Here is a 15739-nt window from a genome sequence, read left to right as displayed (position 1 = left end):
TCGCCTGCGGGGAACGGGCTGCGCGGGATCATGACGTCACGGCCGCCGGCCGATCCCCGTCGCGAGCTCGCGGACCCGGCCCACCGGCCCCTTGTCGGGCGCCAGCGGGGCGGTCTCCATGCCCGCGCCGTCGTGCAGTCCGTCGAACAGTTCGCGCAGGGCCTGCAGGGACGAGTGCCGCGGCGTCCACCCCAGCACCTCCCTGGCCCGGTCGGTCTTCATGATCGGCATGCGCAGGACGAGCTCCAGCAGCCCCGGCGCGGCGGGCAGCAGCCGCAGGTGCCAGCCCGCGGCCATGGCCGCCCTCGCCATGCGCTCCGGCACCCGCACCGTGCGGGCCCCGAGCAGCCCGGCGAGCTCGTTCGGGCCGATCACCGGCTCCGCCGCCAGGTTGAACGCGCCCCGCGCCCGCCCGGTGACCGCCAGCCGGTACGCCTGCGCGGCGTCGTCGGCGTGCAGCACCTGCATCCGCAGCCCGGGGATGTCGGGGATGAACGGGACGCGTCCCGTCCTGACCATCCGCCCCGGCACGAACGGGCCGCCGAACAACCGCCGCTGCTCGGTGGCCGCCGCCCGCTGGAAGATGAACCCGGGGCGCATCCGCACCACGCGGACGTTCGGGTGGTCGTGCTCGAAGACGTCGAGCACCCGCTCGACGTACGCCTTCTCCCTGCCGTACGCGGCGCCGGGCCAGCCGTGCGTGGGCCAGCTCTCGTCCACCGGCTGGTCCTTGGGCGCCGGCGAGTACGCCCCCACGGACGAGGCGTGCACCAGGGACGGCACCCCGGCCTCGGCGACCGCGCGGAAGACCCGCATGCTGCCCAGCACGTTCGCCCGCCACGTGACCGCGGGGCTCCTGGTCGGCTGGAACAACCACGCCAGGTGCACCACCGCGTCGGCGCCGTCGAAGATGCGCGTCAGGTCGGCGGTGGCCACGTCGGCCTGCCGCCAGTCGGTGCGATCGACCCGCCAGCCGGGCAACCGCCGGGCGACGCCCACGATCGAGGTCACGCCGTCGTCCGCGGCGAGTGCGCGCACGACGGCGGTGCCGACGTTCCCCGTGGCTCCCACCACAACGACTCTCATGCGTGCTCCGCTGCCCGGGGCGGGGCCCGTGAAACGCGCGTGAACTGCCCCGTCACGGCGTCAGCAGGATCTTGATCGCGCCGTCCGCCTTCTTCTGGAACATCTCGTACGCCTCGGGCGCCTGCCGCAGCGGCATCCGGTGGGTGGTGAAGTCCATCACGCCGAGCGGGTCGGTGTCGTCGGTCAGCAGCGGCATGAGGGCGCTGATCCACTTCCTGACGTTCGCCTGGCCCATGCGCAGGGTGATGCCCTTGTCGAACATGCGCAACATCGGCATCGGGTCGGTCATGCCGCCGTAGACGCCGGTGATGGAGATGACGCCGCCGCGGCGGACGGAGTCGATGGCCTGGTTGAGCGCCGCGAGCCGGTCCACGCCGGCGTTCGACATGAGCGGCGCGGCGACCACGTCGGGCAGCAGCCCGGTGATCGTCTGGGCGAGCTTGGCGGCGGGCGAGCCGTGCGCCTCCATGCCGACGGCGTCGATGACCGAGTCGGTGCCGCGACCGTCCGTGCGCTGCCGGATCTCGCCGGGCACGTCGGACACCTCGCTGGCGTCGACGACCTCGATGCCGTGGCGGCGGGCCATCTCCAGGCGGGCGGTGACGCCGTCCACGCCGATGACGCGGTGGCCGAGGTGGCGGGCGATGCGGGCGCTCATCTGGCCGATGGGGCCGAGGCCGAAGACGGCCACGCTGCCGCCCTCGGGGATGTGGGCGTACTCGACGGCCTGCCAGGACGTCGGCAGCACGTCGGACAGGTAGACGAAGCGCTCGTCCGGCGGCCCCTCCGGGACCTTGATCGGGCCGAACTGGGCCTCGGGCACCCGCAGGTACTCGGCCTGCCCGCCGGGCACGTGGCCGTAGAGCTTGGTGTAGCCGAACAGCGCCGCGCCCATGCCGTGCTCGCGCACCTGGGTGGTCTCGCACTGCGCGTAGAGCTCCATCCCGCACATGTGACAGTGACCGCAGGCGATGTTGAACGGGATGACGACGCGGTCGCCTGGCTTGATGGTGCTGATGCCGGACCCGACCTCCTCGACGATGCCCATGGGCTCGTGCCCGAGGATGTCGCCTTCGGCCATGAACGGCCCGAGCACCTCGTACAGGTGCAGGTCGGAGCCGCAGATACCGCTGCTGGTGACCCTGATGATCGCGTCGTTGGGTTCCTTGATGACCGGGTCGGGGACGTCCTCCACCCGTACGTCGCGCTTGCCGTGCCAGGTGACTGCTTTCATGCTCGTCTCCTTCACTGCCGGGGGCACAAATGCCGCATACCCCTGCATAGAGCCTCAAACAGGCACCTCCTTGGTACGGCTGTGGCCATCGAAAAGCAAAGTGGCGGAAGACTCTTTACACTTCCGGTGATCGATGAGTAACTGTGTGTAGCCATTGACGTACCGAAGGAGCCGTCCGCATGCCGGTGAGCCTCACCCAGCAGACCTTGGGGTCACGCATCGACGAACGCCTCAGCGGCTTTCTGGAGTCCTCACGGGCTCCCGTCTCCGATCCCGGCGTCGAGGAGGCGTACACGCTGCTGACCGAGTTCATCCTCGGCGGCGGAAAACGGATCAGGCCGCAGTTGTGCTACTGGGGCTGGCGCGGCGCAGGCGGCGACGACTGCGACGAGATCATCAGCGCCGCGGCGGCCCTGGAGCTGTGCCACGCGGGCCTGCTCATCCACGACGACATCATGGACGACAGCGACCTGCGCCGCGGCCGGTTCACGGTGCACCGCAACCTCGCCCTGCTGCACCGCGGACCCGGCGCCGAGGCGTTCGGCCGGGCCGGCGGCATCCTGCTCGGCACGCTCAGCCTCGCCTGGGCCGACGCCCTGCTGTCGTCGTGCGGCATCGACGCGGTGCGGCTGCGCGCCGCCCACCACCTGTTCGACGCCATGCGCACGGAGGTCATCAGCGGCCAGTACCTCGACGTCCTCGCCCAGCTGCGAGCCGGGGCGACCGAGTCCGAGGCGCTGACGGTGATCCGCTACAAGAGCGCGAAATACACCGTCGAACGGCCGCTGCAGATCGGCGGCGCCCTGGCCGGCGCCGACCTCGACCTGCTCGACGCCTACTCCCGCTTCGGCGTGCCGCTCGGAGAGGCGTTCCAGCTGCGCGACGACGTGCTCGGCACGTTCGGCGCCTCTCACGAGACGGGCAAGTCCGCCCTCGACGACCTGCGTGAGGGCAAGCAGACGGTGATGTTCGCCCACGCCGTCCAGCACGCCACCCCCGCCCAGCTCGCCCACCTGAAGACCTGGCACGGCAACCCCGACCTGACCGACGACCGCGCCGCCGAGCTGCGCCAGATCCTCGTCGAGACCGGCGCGCTGGCCAGGGTCGAGGCGCTGATCGGCGAGCGCGTGCGCGAGGCCACGTCGGCCCTCGGCGAGGCGCGCATCACGCCCGAGGCGGCCGCCGAGCTGGCGTCGATGGCCGAGCGGCTCGCCCACCGCACCAAGTGATCTTTCATCCCCCACTGGCCGCACTCTGAGATTGGCGGAGCATCATGACCGAAACGACGCACTCGACCATGCCCGGAAACGGGGACGGGCAGCTCAGTCTGAGCACCGACGCCGCGAGGCAACTGTCGACCACGACCAAGACCCCGCCGCAGATGCAGGAGATCACCTCCCGCTGGCTGTTGCGGCTGCTGCCGTGGGTGCAGTGTTCGGGCGGCGTGTTCCGGGTCAACCGCAGACTCACGTACACGCTGGGTGACGGCCGGATCACCTTCACCGCGACGGGGTCGGAGGCGCGGGTCATCCCGGCCGAGCTCACCGAGCTGCCCCTGTTGCGCGGCTTCGACGACATGGAGGTGCTCGAGGCGCTCGCCGGCCGTTTCACCCAGCAGGAGCTCGAGGCGGGCGAGCGGATCGTCTCCGAGGGCGCCCCCGCCGACCGGCTCGTGCTGATCGTCCACGGCCGCGTGGCCAAGATCGGGCGCGGCGCGTACGGCGACGAGCAGGACCTCGGCGTGCTGGCCGACGGCGACCACCTCGGCGAGCAGGCCCTGACCGACGGCGGCGAGTACGCCTTCACCGCGCGCGCCAAGACGGCCACCACCGTGCTGACCCTCTCCCGGAGCGACTTCGACCAGATCGCGGCGCAGTCCCCCGCCCTGCGCGAGCACGTCGACACGCGGCGCGCCGACGGCTCGCGCGCCACGAACGACCACGGCGAGGCCGCCATCGACCTGTCCGCCGGCCACGTCGGCGAGGCCGTGCTGCCCGGCACGTTCGTCGACTACGAGCAGAGCCCCCGCGAGTACGAGCTGAGCGTGGCCCAGACCGTCCTGCGGGTGCACAGCCGGGTCTCCGACCTGTACAACCAGCCGATGAACCAGCTCGAGCAGCAGTTGCGCCTGACGATCGAAGCCCTGCGCGAGCGCCAGGAGCACGAGCTGATCAACAACCGGGAGTTCGGCCTGCTGCACAACGCCGACTTCAGCCAGCGCATCCGCACCCGTTCCGGCCCGCCCACCCCCGACGACCTCGACGACCTGCTGGCGCTGGTGTGGAAGGAGCCGGCGTTCTTCCTGGCCCACCCGCAGGCCATCGCCGCCTTCGGCCGCGAGTGCAGCAAGCGCGGCCTCTACCCGCAGGCCGCCGAGATCGGCGGGCACCGGGTGCCGGCCTGGCGCGGCGTGCCGATCTTCCCGTGCAACAAGATCCCGGTGTCCGGCACGCGCACGACGTCGTTCCTGCTGATGCGCACCGGCCAGGAGAACCAGGGCGTCGTCGGGCTGCACCAGACCGGCATCCCCGACGAGTACCAGCCGAGCCTGTCGGTGCGCTTCATGAACATCAACGAGAAGGCGATCATCTCCTACCTGGTCAGCGTCTACTACTCGGCCGCCGTCCTGGTGCCCGACGCCCTCGGTGTCCTGGAGGACGTCGAACTCGGCAGGAACGACTAGCCGATGACGCAGGCCGAACGCCTGAGCCTCGACACCGCCGCGGCGCGCCCGCTCGCCACGACGACCAAGACCGTCCCGCAGACGCTGGAGGTCACCCCGCGCTGGCTGCTGCGGGTGCTGCCGTGGGTGGACGTCGAGGCAGGGGTCTACCGGGTGAACCGTCGGCTGACGTACCCCGTCGGCTCCGGGCGGGTGAGCTTCGCCAACGTCGGCGCGCGCGTCCTGGCCGTCCCGCCGAGCCTGGCCGAGCTGCCCCCGTTGCACGGCCTGGCGGACGACCCGGTGCTCGACACCCTCGCGGGCCGCTTCGAGCAGCGGGAGTACGACCGCGGCGAGACGATCGTGCGGGCCGGACAGCCGGCCGGCGAGCTGCTGATCGTCGCGCACGGCAAGGCGGTCAGGCTCGGGACCGGCGCGTACGGTGACCGCGTCGTCCTCGGCTCGCTGGCCGGGGGCGACCACGCCGGCGCCGACCCGCCCGCCGAGGGCGCGGTGTGGGAGCACACGCTGGAGGCCGGCACCCCGTGCACGGTGCTGGCCCTCCCGTGGACCGAGCTGTACGCGCTGGCCGAACGGGCGCCGGCCCTGCGCGAGGCGCTCGACCGTCACCGCGCCCGGCTCGCCCGGCCGCGCAACAAGTGGGGCGAGGCGGCGATCGTCACGGCGGCCGGCCACCGGGGCGAGCCGGTGCTGCCCACCACGTTCGCCGACTACGACCCGGGCCCCCGCTCCTACGCGATGAGCGTGTCGCAGACCGTGCTGCGCCTGCACACCCGGGTCACCGACCTCTACAACGACCCGATGGACCAGAAGGAGCAGCAGCTCAGGATGACCATCGAGGCGATCCGCGAGTCGCAGGAGCGGGAGCTGGTCAACAACCGCGACTTCGGCCTGCTGCACCAGGCCGACGCGCGCCAGCGCATCCAGACCCGTACCGGTCCGCCCACCCCCGACGACCTCGACGAGCTGCTCTGCCGCAGGAAGAAGTCGCGCTTCTTCCTGGCGCACCCGCGCGCCATCGCCGCCTTCCACCGCGAGTGCAACGCCCGGGGCCTCTGCCCCGACAGCGTCGAGCTGAGCGGCTCCCGGCTGACCGCGTGGCGCGGCGTGCCCGTCCTGCCCTGCGACAAGATCCCCGTCAGCCGGGCCGGTACCAGCTCGATCCTGGTGCTGCGCACCGGCGAGGACGACCAGGGCGTCGTCGGCCTGCGCCCGGCCGAGGTGCCCGGTCAGGTCGAGCCGGGGGTGAGCGTGACGTTCACCGGCATCGACGCGAGAGCCATCGCGTCGTACCTGGTCAGCGCCTACTACTCGGCCGCGGTGCTGGTGCCGGACGCGCTCGGGGTGCTGGAGGGCGTCGAGCTGAACTCACACGTCAAGGAGTGACCTTGTCCCAGCCGTTCGACCTGCCCGACTTCTACGTGCCGTACCCCGCCCGGCTCAACCGGCATCTCGAAGAGGCGCGCGCGCAGTCCAGACGGTGGGCGCGCGCCATGGGCATGCTGGAGGGGTCGGGGATCTGGGAGCAGACCGACCTCGACGCCCACGACTACGCGCTGCTGTGCGCCTACACCCACCCCGACTGCGAGGCCGCCGAGCTCTGCCTGATCACCGACTGGTACGTGTGGGTCTTCTTCTTCGACGACCACTTCCTCGAGGTCTTCAAGCGCACCGGCGACCTCGCGGGCAGCAAGGAGTACCTCAACCGGCTGGCCGCGTTCATGCCGATGGGCGACGACGTGAGCATGCCCGAGCCGGCCAACCCGGTGGAGGCGGGCCTGGCCGACCTGTGGCCGCGTACGGTGCCCGGCATGTCGCACGACTGGCGGGCGCGCTTCGCCGAGAGCACCCGCAACCTGCTCAACGAGTCGTTGTGGGAGCTGGCCAACATCAACAAAGGCCGGGTGGCCAACCCGGTCGAGTACATCGAGATGCGCCGCAAGGTCGGCGGCGCGCCCTGGTCGGCCGGGCTGGTCGAGCACGCGGTGGGCGCCGAGGTGCCGGCCCGCATCGCCGGTACCCGCCCGATGCGGGTGCTGCGCGACTCCTTCTCCGACGCCGTCCACCTGCGCAACGACCTGTTCTCCTACCAGCGGGAGGTCGGCGACGAGGGCGAGCTGAGCAACGGCGTGCTGGTGCTGGAGAAGTTCCTCGGCTGCGGCACGCAGGAGGCGGCGAACGCCGTCAACGACCTGCTCACCTCGCGGCTGCAGCAGTTCGAGCACACCGTGTTCACCGAGCTCGGGCCGCTGTTCGTGGAGCACGCGATCGACCCGATCAGCGCGGCCGGGGTGCTGGCCTACGTCAAGGGGCTGCAGGACTGGCAGTCGGGCGGCCACGAGTGGCACATGCGCTCCAGCCGCTACATGAACCAGGGCGCGCGCAGGGACCGGCCGCTCGGCATGTCGGCGCTGACCGACCTGGTGGGCGCCAAGCGGGTGCGCGCCTTCACGCACGTGCCGTACCAGCGGGTGGGGCCGTCGCGGATCCCCGAGTTGTACGTGCCGTACGAGCTGAGGTTGTCGCCCCACCTCGACCGGTCGCGGCGCGAGACCGTGGCCTGGTGCGCCCGGATGGGCATGCTCGAACCCCAGGGCGGCGCGGCGGTGTGGGACGAGCGCAAGCTCGTCGACTACGACCTGCCGCTCTGCGCGGCGGGCCTGCACCCCGACGCCTCCCCCGAAGAGCTCGACCTGGCCTCGTTCTGGCTGGCGTGGGGCACGTACGGCGACGACTACTTCCCCGTGGTGTTCGGCCGGACGCGCAACCTCGCGGCGGCCAAGGTGACGGTGGACCGGTTCGGCGCCTGCATGCCGCTCGACGGCACGCCCGCGCCACCGCCGGCGAACGCGCTCGAACGCGGGCTGGCCGACGTGTGGGCGCGCACCGCCGGGCCGATGCCGCCGGCCGACCGGCGCAAGCTGCGCGCGGCGGTCGAGGAGATGTGCGCCGGCTGGCTCTGGGAGCTGGCGAACGAGATCGCCCACCACATCCCCGACCCGGTGGACTATCTGGAGATGCGCCGGCTGACCTTCGGCTCCCACATGACGATGAGCCTGTGCCGGCTGCGCCACTCCAAGGGCATCCCCGACGAGGTCTACGCCAGCGGCCCGATGGTGGCGCTGGAGAACGCGATGATGGACGCCGGGACGCTGCTCAACGACATCTTCTCCTACCAGAAGGAGATCGAGTTCGAGGGTGAGGTGCACAACTGCGTCCTGGTGGTGCAGAACTTCTTCGACTGCGACTATCCGGCGGCGCTGGAGATCGTGGGCGACCTGATGGCCGCGCGGGTGCGGCAGTTCGAGCACATCGTCGAGCACGAGCTGCCGATCGTGTGCGACGACTTCGGCCTCGACGCGGAGGCGCGGCGCGACCTCGACGGGTTCGTGGCCGAGCTGCGCGCCTGGCTGGTCGCCATCCTCAACTGGCACCGCGGCTGCTTCCGCTACGACGAGGCGACGCTGCGCCGCCACAACCCGCCGCGCCCGTTCCTGCTCGGTGGGCCGACCGGACTCGGCACGTCGGCCGCTCGTCTCTACGGCGCCGTGGGCTGGTAGGACCACCCCATGATGCGGAGGAGCCGCTCCTGGTAGGGCGTGACGTTGTGCAGGCGGATCCACCGCTGCGACGGCGGCAGCGTGGGCATCGCCAGCACCCGCAGGCCGGAGACGTCGACGAAGGTCAGCCTGCCGATGTCGACGATGATGTGGGGGCCTGTGCGGCAGGCTGCCAGCGCACAGGCCAGCGCGGAGCTGTTGCTGGCGTCGATCTGGCCGAACAGCGTGACGGCCGGCACGCCCGGTGTCATGGCTACCGTGACCCTCAACTGCTCGTCCTGGTAGAGCAGCCGCTCCTGGATGTCCACGTTCCCGCACCCCCCAACACGCGCTCTGGGGGTTGTCTGGCCGTACTGCCGGCGGCAGGGGATGACCACCGAACAATTCCGGCGATTAACCCGAATCCAGGCTACACGAGTTATGTGGCACTATGTATTTTTCATCGTGAAATGACCGAATCACGGGGAAAGTATGGAGCCAAGCGCTTTCCGAACAGGCGGGCCGTACTCACCCCTGCTGAGGGCATGACGGGCGGGGGCCCGTTCGGATCCGCGATCTACCTTAGGACCCCACGGTGTGCCCGTCCGGCCGGACAGGGGCGTTGACCTGAGACGGAGTCAGGTCCGGCGCCCGCCGGGGTCGTGACGCGCACTCCGCTCAGGGCAGCGCGGAGCCTGCGAGGACGTCGCCGCCAAGGCACTCTCGCCCGTCTCTCCCCCGCCGGGAGCGCACCCGCGTCGGGAGCCCGCCCCCTGCGGGAAGCCCGGGGAATTACCGCCTTCTCGCTCCTTCTTCACCGGGAAACCGCGTGGGACGCGCATGGTCGAGGACCCCTCCGCACGGAGTCACCGACATTTCCCGGAAACAATCGTGGGCAATATCGGCGTGTCCACGATCCGGCCGTGACACCGAAGCCTGGAAGTGAGCCGCCGTTTCCCTGACCCCGCAAAAAGCCACCGGTCTCGAAATATCCAGACCGGTGGCGTTTTGTCCGGAATCGGCCGAACAGCAATTTTTCAGCTTATGGCCATATGTGCATCTCGCTCGGCCAAAGGCCGTTTTATCCCCATAGAAGTGACGGAATGACGACCTTGCCACGTACAAACAACACGGACGATCACAGGAGCGCTGAATATGTCATGAATGCACTGAGGCCGCTGCTGCCCATTGCGCTGGCGCAGACGATGCTGTTCACTTCGCCTTCCGTCGTGGCGGCGGGCGCGCACGACTGCGCGACGGCGACCTGCCGGGCGTCCGAGGCACTCGCCGCGCAGTGGCCGGCCGGGGTCGTCGCGGCGCGGGCGGCGATCGAGATGATCGGGGTTCCGTACTCGTGGGGCGGCGGCGGTGTGCGCGGCCCCGGCTACGGGATCGGCAAGGGGGCCAGGACGTGGGGCTTCGACTGCTCGGGCCTGGCCGAGTACGCGTGGGCGCGGGCGGGGGTGATGATCGGCACGACCACGCAGGAGCAGTGGCGCGCCGGGAACCGCGTCCCGAAGGAGCAGGTCGAGCCGGGGGATCTCGTCTTCTACGACAACGACGCGAAGAGCCCTGGGCCCGAGCACGTGGGGATCGCGCTGGACGCCACCCGGATGGTGCACGCGCCCTACACCGGGCAGTTCGTGCGGGTGGATCCGCTGGAGCGGCGGACCTTCATGGGCGTGGTCCGGCCCGGCGAGAAAGCCGTCGACGGCGAACGCGGCTGACCGGACGGAGCCGCGCGGCCCCGGTCGTCCTGCAGTGATCGACCGGGACCGCGCGGCGTTGAGAACTCGGTGCGCACCAAGCCCGTGCCGTGGCTTCGCGACTTTCCACGACAGTTTTCCCGTTCCTTGCGCGGGCGCTCAGGAGGGCGACCTTGGCCGGGCGATCCGCGGGGAGCCCACGGGAACCGCCGATCGACCTCCTGCCCGCTCCGCGTGCCGGGTCGTCAGCTCCGGTCGCTGGCCTTCACGTCCTGGAGGCTGCTCAGGACGTTGGCGTTGACGTCCTGGATGTCCAGGATCGAGATGAGGTCGACGTACTTGATCGAGTCGTTCAGGACCTTGTTCAGCACCGACACGTCATTGAGGGCGCTGAACTGGCTCAGGATGTTCTGCCCCGAGTTGTACGCGTTGGGGCCGTCGGCGAGCGCTCCGGACGCGGAGAAGCCGAGGGCCGCGGCCGCGATTGCGGCACCGGCCAGAATGCGACGAATCATGTTTGGTTTCCCTCCATGGAACGGCGCGGAAATCCAGCGCCATAGTCGTTTTTGCAGGGCTGCGAGGTGCCGCCCATAACCATTGCGGCAGGCAGCGAAAACCGCAACCCAGATAGCCATCTTCGGGGTCAAGGCGACACCTCGCATTCTTGGTACGAGGTTTTATCGCCCTTCGGCGGAACGCGAGGAGAATCGTCGCTCGGAAATACCTCGGCCGGATTGGTTTGGCCGTCCGAGAGAATCGCGCGGGGATTGTTCACCGCTGTTTAGGAAACGATCGCCCGAAACTTGGGGGTCGCGTACGCCGGTCGGCGTAGCCGGGAAGCCCACTTCTGGGCGATGCCCGCGGCGGGCGGGGCCGTGACGATGGGCGTGGATTCCTTGAAGGAGGTGAGCACGATGCGGCCACGCGTCCGCAAGACGATCGTGGTCATCCACGTCATCTCGTCCGTCGCACTGCTCGGCGAGGTGTGGGCGCTGACCGTGCTGAACACTGCGGCGGCGCTGACCGAGGACGCGGGCCTGGCGCACGCCGCCTACGGGCTGATGCCGGCGCTCGTGTTCGCGGGCGGGATACCGCTCAGCCTCGTCGCGCTGGCCACCGGCGTCCTGCTGGGCCTGACCAGCCGGTGGGGGGTGTTCCGGCATCTGTGGGTGGCGGCGAAGCTCGTGCTGCTGGTGGCGGTGGTCTGTCTGGGCATGTTCCTGTTCGACCCCGAGGGGATGGCCGCGGCGACCGCGGGCGGACAGGCCGCCGACGACGCCCGCCAGTGGAGCCAGGCCGCCGTACCCGCCACCCAGGCCCTCCTCCTGGTGACGGCCACAGCCCTGTCGATCTTCAAACCCCGCCACAAACTCCGCCGCACCCTCACACCAGCCGTCACGGCCGCCCAGTGAGGGCCGAGTACCGATGACGGCCCGCACGGCCGCTCGCTGGGAGAGCCGAGGGTAGGAGGGCCTCGCAGCCGTCCAGCGGAGGAGCCGAGGGTCAGGACGGCCTCGCGGCCGTCCAGTGGAAGGGGCGAGGACCGATGACGGTCGTCGCGGTTGCTCGGTGGGAGGGGCGACGTCAGGGTTGGTCGGTGAGGCGGTCGAGGGCTGCGGACAGGTGCTGGAGCGACTGGAGGCAGCCGCGCGCGGTCTCGACGCCCAGCTCGGCCACCAGGCGGTCGGCGAAGGCCTGGTGGGCGGGGACGATCTCGGCGACGGCCGCGCGGCCGGCCTCCGTCGGCTGCAGCAGCTTGGCCCGGCGGTGGGCCGGGTTGGGCCGATATTCGGCCAGCCCCCGCTCCACCAGCAGGTCGGCGATCCGCTGAACACCCTGCCGGGTCATCCCCATGGCCCGCGCGATCCCCGCGACCGGCAGCGGCTCACGCAGGACGGCCCCGAGGACCTGCCACCACGCCGCCGTCATCCCCGCCGGCCGGGCCAGCCCCTCCGCCACGTGCAGGAACTGGCCGTTGAGCCGGAACGCCCCGAGCGCCAGCCCCGACAACAACTCGGCGCTCTCGCTCATGCCGCCGCCAGCACCTCGAAGGCCGTCGCGTCGCTCCTGGCGAACAGCCGGAACCAGGCGTCGAGCACCTCGGGCCGGCAGACGTCGAGCCGCCGGAGGATCTCCCTGGCGAAGGCCACCGGCTCCGTCGGCCCGGCGGTGATGAGATCGCCCCCGAGCACCGCGTCGGCGTCGACGTAGCGTTCGGCGCCGGCGTACCCGTCCTGGGCCATCAGGTAGTGCACCACCGCGCTGGTGTGGTCGCGGTCGTCGAGCAGCCCCTCGCGGGCCAGCCCCGCGGTGGCGCCGCAGATGGCCGCGACCGGCACCCCCGCCGCCAGGAACTCCCCGGCCTTGCGCGCGAACGGGGCCAGCGTGTCACCGGTGTCCCACAGGTCGGCGCCGGGAAGGATGAGCAGTGCGCTGTCGGCCGGCGAGAGGCGGTCGAGCGTCAGGTCGGGGGCGATGCGCACGCCGCCCATGGTGACGACCGGGTCTGCGGTCAGGCCCACGGTGACGATCTCGTAGCCGCCGGGCTCGCGGTGGTAACGCCCACTGCGCAGGTGTGCGGTCGCGTGCCCGGTCTCCCAGTCGGCGAGCGTGTCGTAGACGGCGTGGTGAACGATTCGCTTCATGACAGTATCTTGTCATTACGACAACATGCTGTCAATAGGATCCCGTGCGAGGATAGACGGCATGGCACAGATCGTCGGCGGAGGACGTCCGGTCAACGACGCGGAGCGGCGTGTGATCGCCTATCTGCGCGACCACGCCCCCGCCGACTGGCTGCTGCTGCACAACATCGAGATCCCGCGCGGCCACGACGTGTTCGAGGTCGACCTGATCGTCCTCACCGGCCACTCGCTCGTGGTGGTCGACGTCAAGGGCACCCGCGGCCGCATCGAGGTGTCGGGCGCGCGCTGGTTCCCGCCGCGCAGGGAGGCGTTCGGCTCCCCCGTGACGAAGCTGCGCGGCACGGCGAAGGCGCTCAAGGGCCTGCTCGTCTCCAGGGCCACGCAGCTCGAACGCGTCTACGTCGACAGCCTGGTCGTGCTCACCTCGCCCGACGCCGAGCTGGTCGACCCGGCCGGGCGCGACGCGGTCAACGTCACCGACCTGCCCCACCTGATCGCCACGATGAGCGACGTCTCGCGGGTCAGGCGCGGCTGCAGCCCCGACGTGCGGCCGTACCTGACGGCGATCCTCGACGCGCTCAACCAGACCGTGCGCCGCAGCGAGGCGCCGCCCCGGTTCGGCAACTGGGAGGTCGAGGAGCAGCTCGGCGGCGACGCCAAGGTCACCGAATACCGCGCGTTCAACGTCACGCTGCCGGGCAGCGAGACCGTGCTGCTGCGGGTCTACCAGGCCGACCCGCTGGCCGACAACGAGGCGCGGGCGGCCGAGCGGCAGCGCATCGCCAACGCGTACCAGACGCTGGCCCGTATCCCGCCCCACCCGTGCGTGGTGCGCTCGCGCGACTTCTTCGCGATCGACGACGAGAGCCGGTTCGTGCTGGTGCTCGACGACGTGCACGGCCAGGCCCTCCATCTGTCGCTGGGCCAGGGCGCCCGGCTCGGCGTGATCCAGGACCTGCTGAGCGGGCTCGCCCACGCCCACGCCAACGGCGTGATCCACCGGGCGCTCACCCCGGCGGCCGTGCTGGTCACCGACGACGGCCACGCGGTGCTGACCGGTTTCGACTACGCCAAGCCGGGGCCGCGCAACTTCACCCTGGTCCACGAGCTCGGCAACGTGCTCGACGCCCACTACGTCGCGCCCGAGTGCCAGGAGCGGGCCGACCAGATGAGCACCGCCTCCGACGTCTACGCGGCCGGCGTCATCGCCTACCAGCTGCTCACCGGCCACCTGCCGACGAGCGCCGACGCCCACGGCCCCGACGTTCCCGAGGTCGTGCGCCGGATGCTCGACCACTCCCCCGGCAAGCGCCCAGGCGCGGCCGAGGCGCTCGCGGCCCTGCAGCACACCCCGCTCCAGGAGTCACGGCTCAGGCGGCTCGTCCGTCGCATAGTGTCCGGATCATGACCATTCGCCTGCGACCTGTCAGCGAAAACGACCTTTCCCTCCTCCACCGCCTCACGAGCGACCCCGAAGGCGGGTTCGAGTGGTACGGCTTCCAGAACCCGCACGCGATGCGCAAGCGGTGGGCCGAGGACGGGCTGCTGGGCGACGACCACAGCATGTTGATCATCGCGGACGGCGACGACCCGGTGGGCTTCGTGTCGTTCCGCAAGCGGGTCGCCAACCGGGCCGGCCACTACTGGGAGATGGGGCTGATCGTTACCCCGGAGCGGCGCGGCAAGGGTCACGGCACGGAGGCGCAACTGCTGCTCGCCCGCTACCTCTTCGACCACTCCACGGCCAACCGCGTCGAGGCCACCACGGAGATCACCAACCTGGCCGAGCAGCGGGCGCTGGAGAAGGCCGGGTTCACCCGCGAGGGCGTCCTGCGCGGCGCCGGCTTCCGGGCCGGGGAGTGGCGTGACGGCGTGCTCTACAGCATGATCCGCTCCGACCTCGCCCCTTCGTCCGACTGACCGAGCTAGGCGTGGCCGATGGTGTCGAGCACGTCGATGACGTACACCAGCGGCGGTTCGCCCATCGACGGCACGGCCACGCGGCTGCCCACCCGCCGCCCCGTGAGGGCGCCGAGCCAGGCCGCGGGCACGGCGCCCTCCTTGAGCGTGAACGCGCTGGGCCCTCCCCTCCGGTACGAGGAGTCCACGACGGTCCGGTCGGGCCACGACGCGGCCACGTACTGGACGACCACCTTCGACCCCGCCTCGACCGTGCGGCCCGACCCGTCGATGAGCGTGCGCGCCGGCTCGCCCGGCGCGAGGTCGGCCGGCACGACCGGCAGGGTGCGGCCGACGAGGCGGGCGTCCGGCGGGTAGCCGCCGAGGATGTCGAAGACGAGCACGAGCGTGTCGGCGGGCGCGAGCCCGGTCAGCGGCACGTCGGGGCCGAGGGCCTCGGCGGCCGGGCCGACCAGCATGACGCGGCTGCCCGCCGGCCGGCCGATGAGCGACTGCCGCCAGGTCTCGGACACCTGCCGGCCGTCGAACACCACGGTGGCCGGCTGGTTGCCGTCGTAGGTGCTCATGTACGGCTGGTTGCCGGTCCAGCGGCGGATGTCGACGTCCGCGAGCACCACGTCGCCCGCGACCGTACGCCGTCCGGTGCCCATGGACAGCACGGTGATCCGCGGCGTGCGGCCGGGCTTGCCCTTGGGGATGGTGACCTTCGGCTTGCTGCCGAACTCGCCGGTGACGACGGGTTGCGTGCCGCCCTCCGCCACGCCGCACGAGGTGGCGAGGATGAGAAGGGCGGGCCAGAACAGACGCACGATTTCCTCCAGGCCCGTGGTTCAGCGAGGCCGAAGGGGTACTTGCCGCAAGTCGTGCAAGGAAAGCCGCCTCATGCGCAAAGGCGCGGGAAACTAGGGCCGTGACAACCGACGGAC

The 15739-nt window shown here is 71.0% G+C and carries 15 protein-coding genes; 8 read left to right on the top strand and 7 right to left on the bottom strand.

Going from position 1 to position 15739, the window contains the following annotated elements:
• Positions 1-36 precede the first annotated feature (36 nt).
• Positions 37-1086 carry an NAD-dependent epimerase/dehydratase family protein gene (locus C1J01_RS06845; protein WP_111177198.1) on the bottom strand — a complete coding sequence of 350 codons (1050 nt, stop codon included), beginning with the start codon at positions 1084-1086 and terminating at the stop codon, positions 37-39.
• Between the two features lie 52 nt (positions 1087-1138).
• Positions 1139-2320, bottom strand: coding sequence for a zinc-dependent alcohol dehydrogenase (locus tag C1J01_RS06840; RefSeq protein WP_111177196.1), 1182 nt, complete (start codon positions 2318-2320; stop codon positions 1139-1141).
• Between the two features lie 179 nt (positions 2321-2499).
• Here C1J01_RS06840 and C1J01_RS06835 point away from each other — a divergent pair, with 179 nt between their 5' ends.
• Genes C1J01_RS06835 through C1J01_RS06820 form a run of 4 tightly spaced genes read left to right on the top strand, consistent with a single transcriptional unit; the run spans position 2500 to position 8563 of the window.
• Complete coding sequence (locus tag C1J01_RS06835) at positions 2500-3549, top strand: polyprenyl synthetase family protein (protein ID WP_111177194.1); 1050 nt, start codon at positions 2500-2502, stop codon at positions 3547-3549.
• Between the two features lie 44 nt (positions 3550-3593).
• A complete protein-coding gene (locus C1J01_RS06830) occupies positions 3594-5003 on the top strand; it encodes a family 2B encapsulin nanocompartment shell protein (protein ID WP_111177192.1) in 1410 nt (469 codons plus the stop codon).
• A gap of 3 nt (positions 5004-5006) precedes the next feature.
• Entirely contained in the window at positions 5007-6389 is a 1383-nt protein-coding gene (locus tag C1J01_RS06825; protein WP_111177190.1) for a family 2B encapsulin nanocompartment shell protein, read from the top strand.
• Positions 6390-6391: 2 nt separating this feature from the next.
• Entirely contained in the window at positions 6392-8563 is a 2172-nt protein-coding gene (locus C1J01_RS06820; RefSeq protein ID WP_111177188.1) for a terpene synthase family protein, read from the top strand.
• Here the strand turns inward: C1J01_RS06820 and C1J01_RS06815 are convergent.
• Positions 8542-8871 carry an STAS domain-containing protein gene (locus C1J01_RS06815; RefSeq protein ID WP_111177186.1) on the bottom strand — a complete coding sequence of 110 codons (330 nt, stop codon included), beginning with the start codon at positions 8869-8871 and terminating at the stop codon, positions 8542-8544. The two genes, C1J01_RS06820 and C1J01_RS06815, sit on opposite strands and share 22 nt — an antisense overlap.
• Before the next feature lie 831 nt (positions 8872-9702).
• Here C1J01_RS06815 and C1J01_RS06810 point away from each other — a divergent pair.
• Positions 9703-10269, top strand: a complete 567-nt coding sequence (locus C1J01_RS06810; protein WP_181448605.1) for a C40 family peptidase — start codon at positions 9703-9705, stop codon at positions 10267-10269.
• 224 nt (positions 10270-10493) lie between these two features.
• Here C1J01_RS06810 and C1J01_RS06805 read toward each other — a convergent pair whose 3' ends face one another.
• Positions 10494-10895: a hypothetical protein gene (locus C1J01_RS06805; RefSeq protein WP_146615484.1), complete on the bottom strand. Its 402-nt coding sequence runs from the start codon at positions 10893-10895 to the stop codon at positions 10494-10496.
• A 267-nt stretch (positions 10896-11162) separates the two neighbouring features.
• Here C1J01_RS06805 and C1J01_RS06800 point away from each other — a divergent pair, with 267 nt between their 5' ends.
• Positions 11163-11660 (top strand): hypothetical protein, encoded by a 498-nt coding sequence (locus C1J01_RS06800; RefSeq protein WP_146615483.1) that lies wholly within the window; start codon positions 11163-11165, stop codon positions 11658-11660.
• A gap of 172 nt (positions 11661-11832) precedes the next feature.
• Here C1J01_RS06800 and C1J01_RS06795 read toward each other — a convergent pair whose 3' ends face one another.
• Together C1J01_RS06795 and C1J01_RS06790 are read right to left on the bottom strand one after the other, a co-directional pair.
• Positions 11833-12279, bottom strand: a complete 447-nt coding sequence (locus C1J01_RS06795) for a MarR family winged helix-turn-helix transcriptional regulator (protein ID WP_111177178.1) — start codon at positions 12277-12279, stop codon at positions 11833-11835.
• Positions 12276-12893: a DJ-1/PfpI family protein gene (locus tag C1J01_RS06790; RefSeq protein ID WP_111177176.1), complete on the bottom strand. Its 618-nt coding sequence runs from the start codon at positions 12891-12893 to the stop codon at positions 12276-12278. Before C1J01_RS06790 ends, C1J01_RS06795 begins: the two co-directional genes overlap by 4 nt.
• 61 nt (positions 12894-12954) lie before the next feature.
• Between C1J01_RS06790 and mads6 the strand changes: the two genes are divergently transcribed.
• Together mads6 and C1J01_RS06780 are read left to right on the top strand one after the other, a co-directional pair.
• The gene (gene mads6, locus C1J01_RS06785; protein WP_111177174.1) at positions 12955-14301 is read left to right on the top strand and encodes a methylation-associated defense system protein kinase MAD6; all 1347 of its coding nucleotides are present in this window, start codon (positions 12955-12957) and stop codon (positions 14299-14301) included.
• Positions 14298-14813 (top strand): GNAT family N-acetyltransferase, encoded by a 516-nt coding sequence (locus C1J01_RS06780; protein ID WP_111177172.1) that lies wholly within the window; start codon positions 14298-14300, stop codon positions 14811-14813. The genes mads6 and C1J01_RS06780 overlap by 4 nt, the downstream gene beginning before the upstream one ends.
• Before the next feature lie 5 nt (positions 14814-14818).
• Here C1J01_RS06780 and C1J01_RS06775 read toward each other — a convergent pair whose 3' ends face one another.
• Positions 14819-15622, bottom strand: a complete 804-nt coding sequence (locus C1J01_RS06775) for an FKBP-type peptidyl-prolyl cis-trans isomerase (protein ID WP_111177170.1) — start codon at positions 15620-15622, stop codon at positions 14819-14821.
• Positions 15623-15739: the final 117 nt, after the last annotated feature.

The sequence above is a fragment of the Nonomuraea aridisoli genome (genome assembly GCF_003236395.1).
Taxonomy (GTDB): domain Bacteria; phylum Actinomycetota; class Actinomycetes; order Streptosporangiales; family Streptosporangiaceae; genus Nonomuraea; species Nonomuraea aridisoli.
Note: the sequence above shows the minus strand (reverse complement) of the source record. Positions and strands in the feature narration are given on the sequence as shown.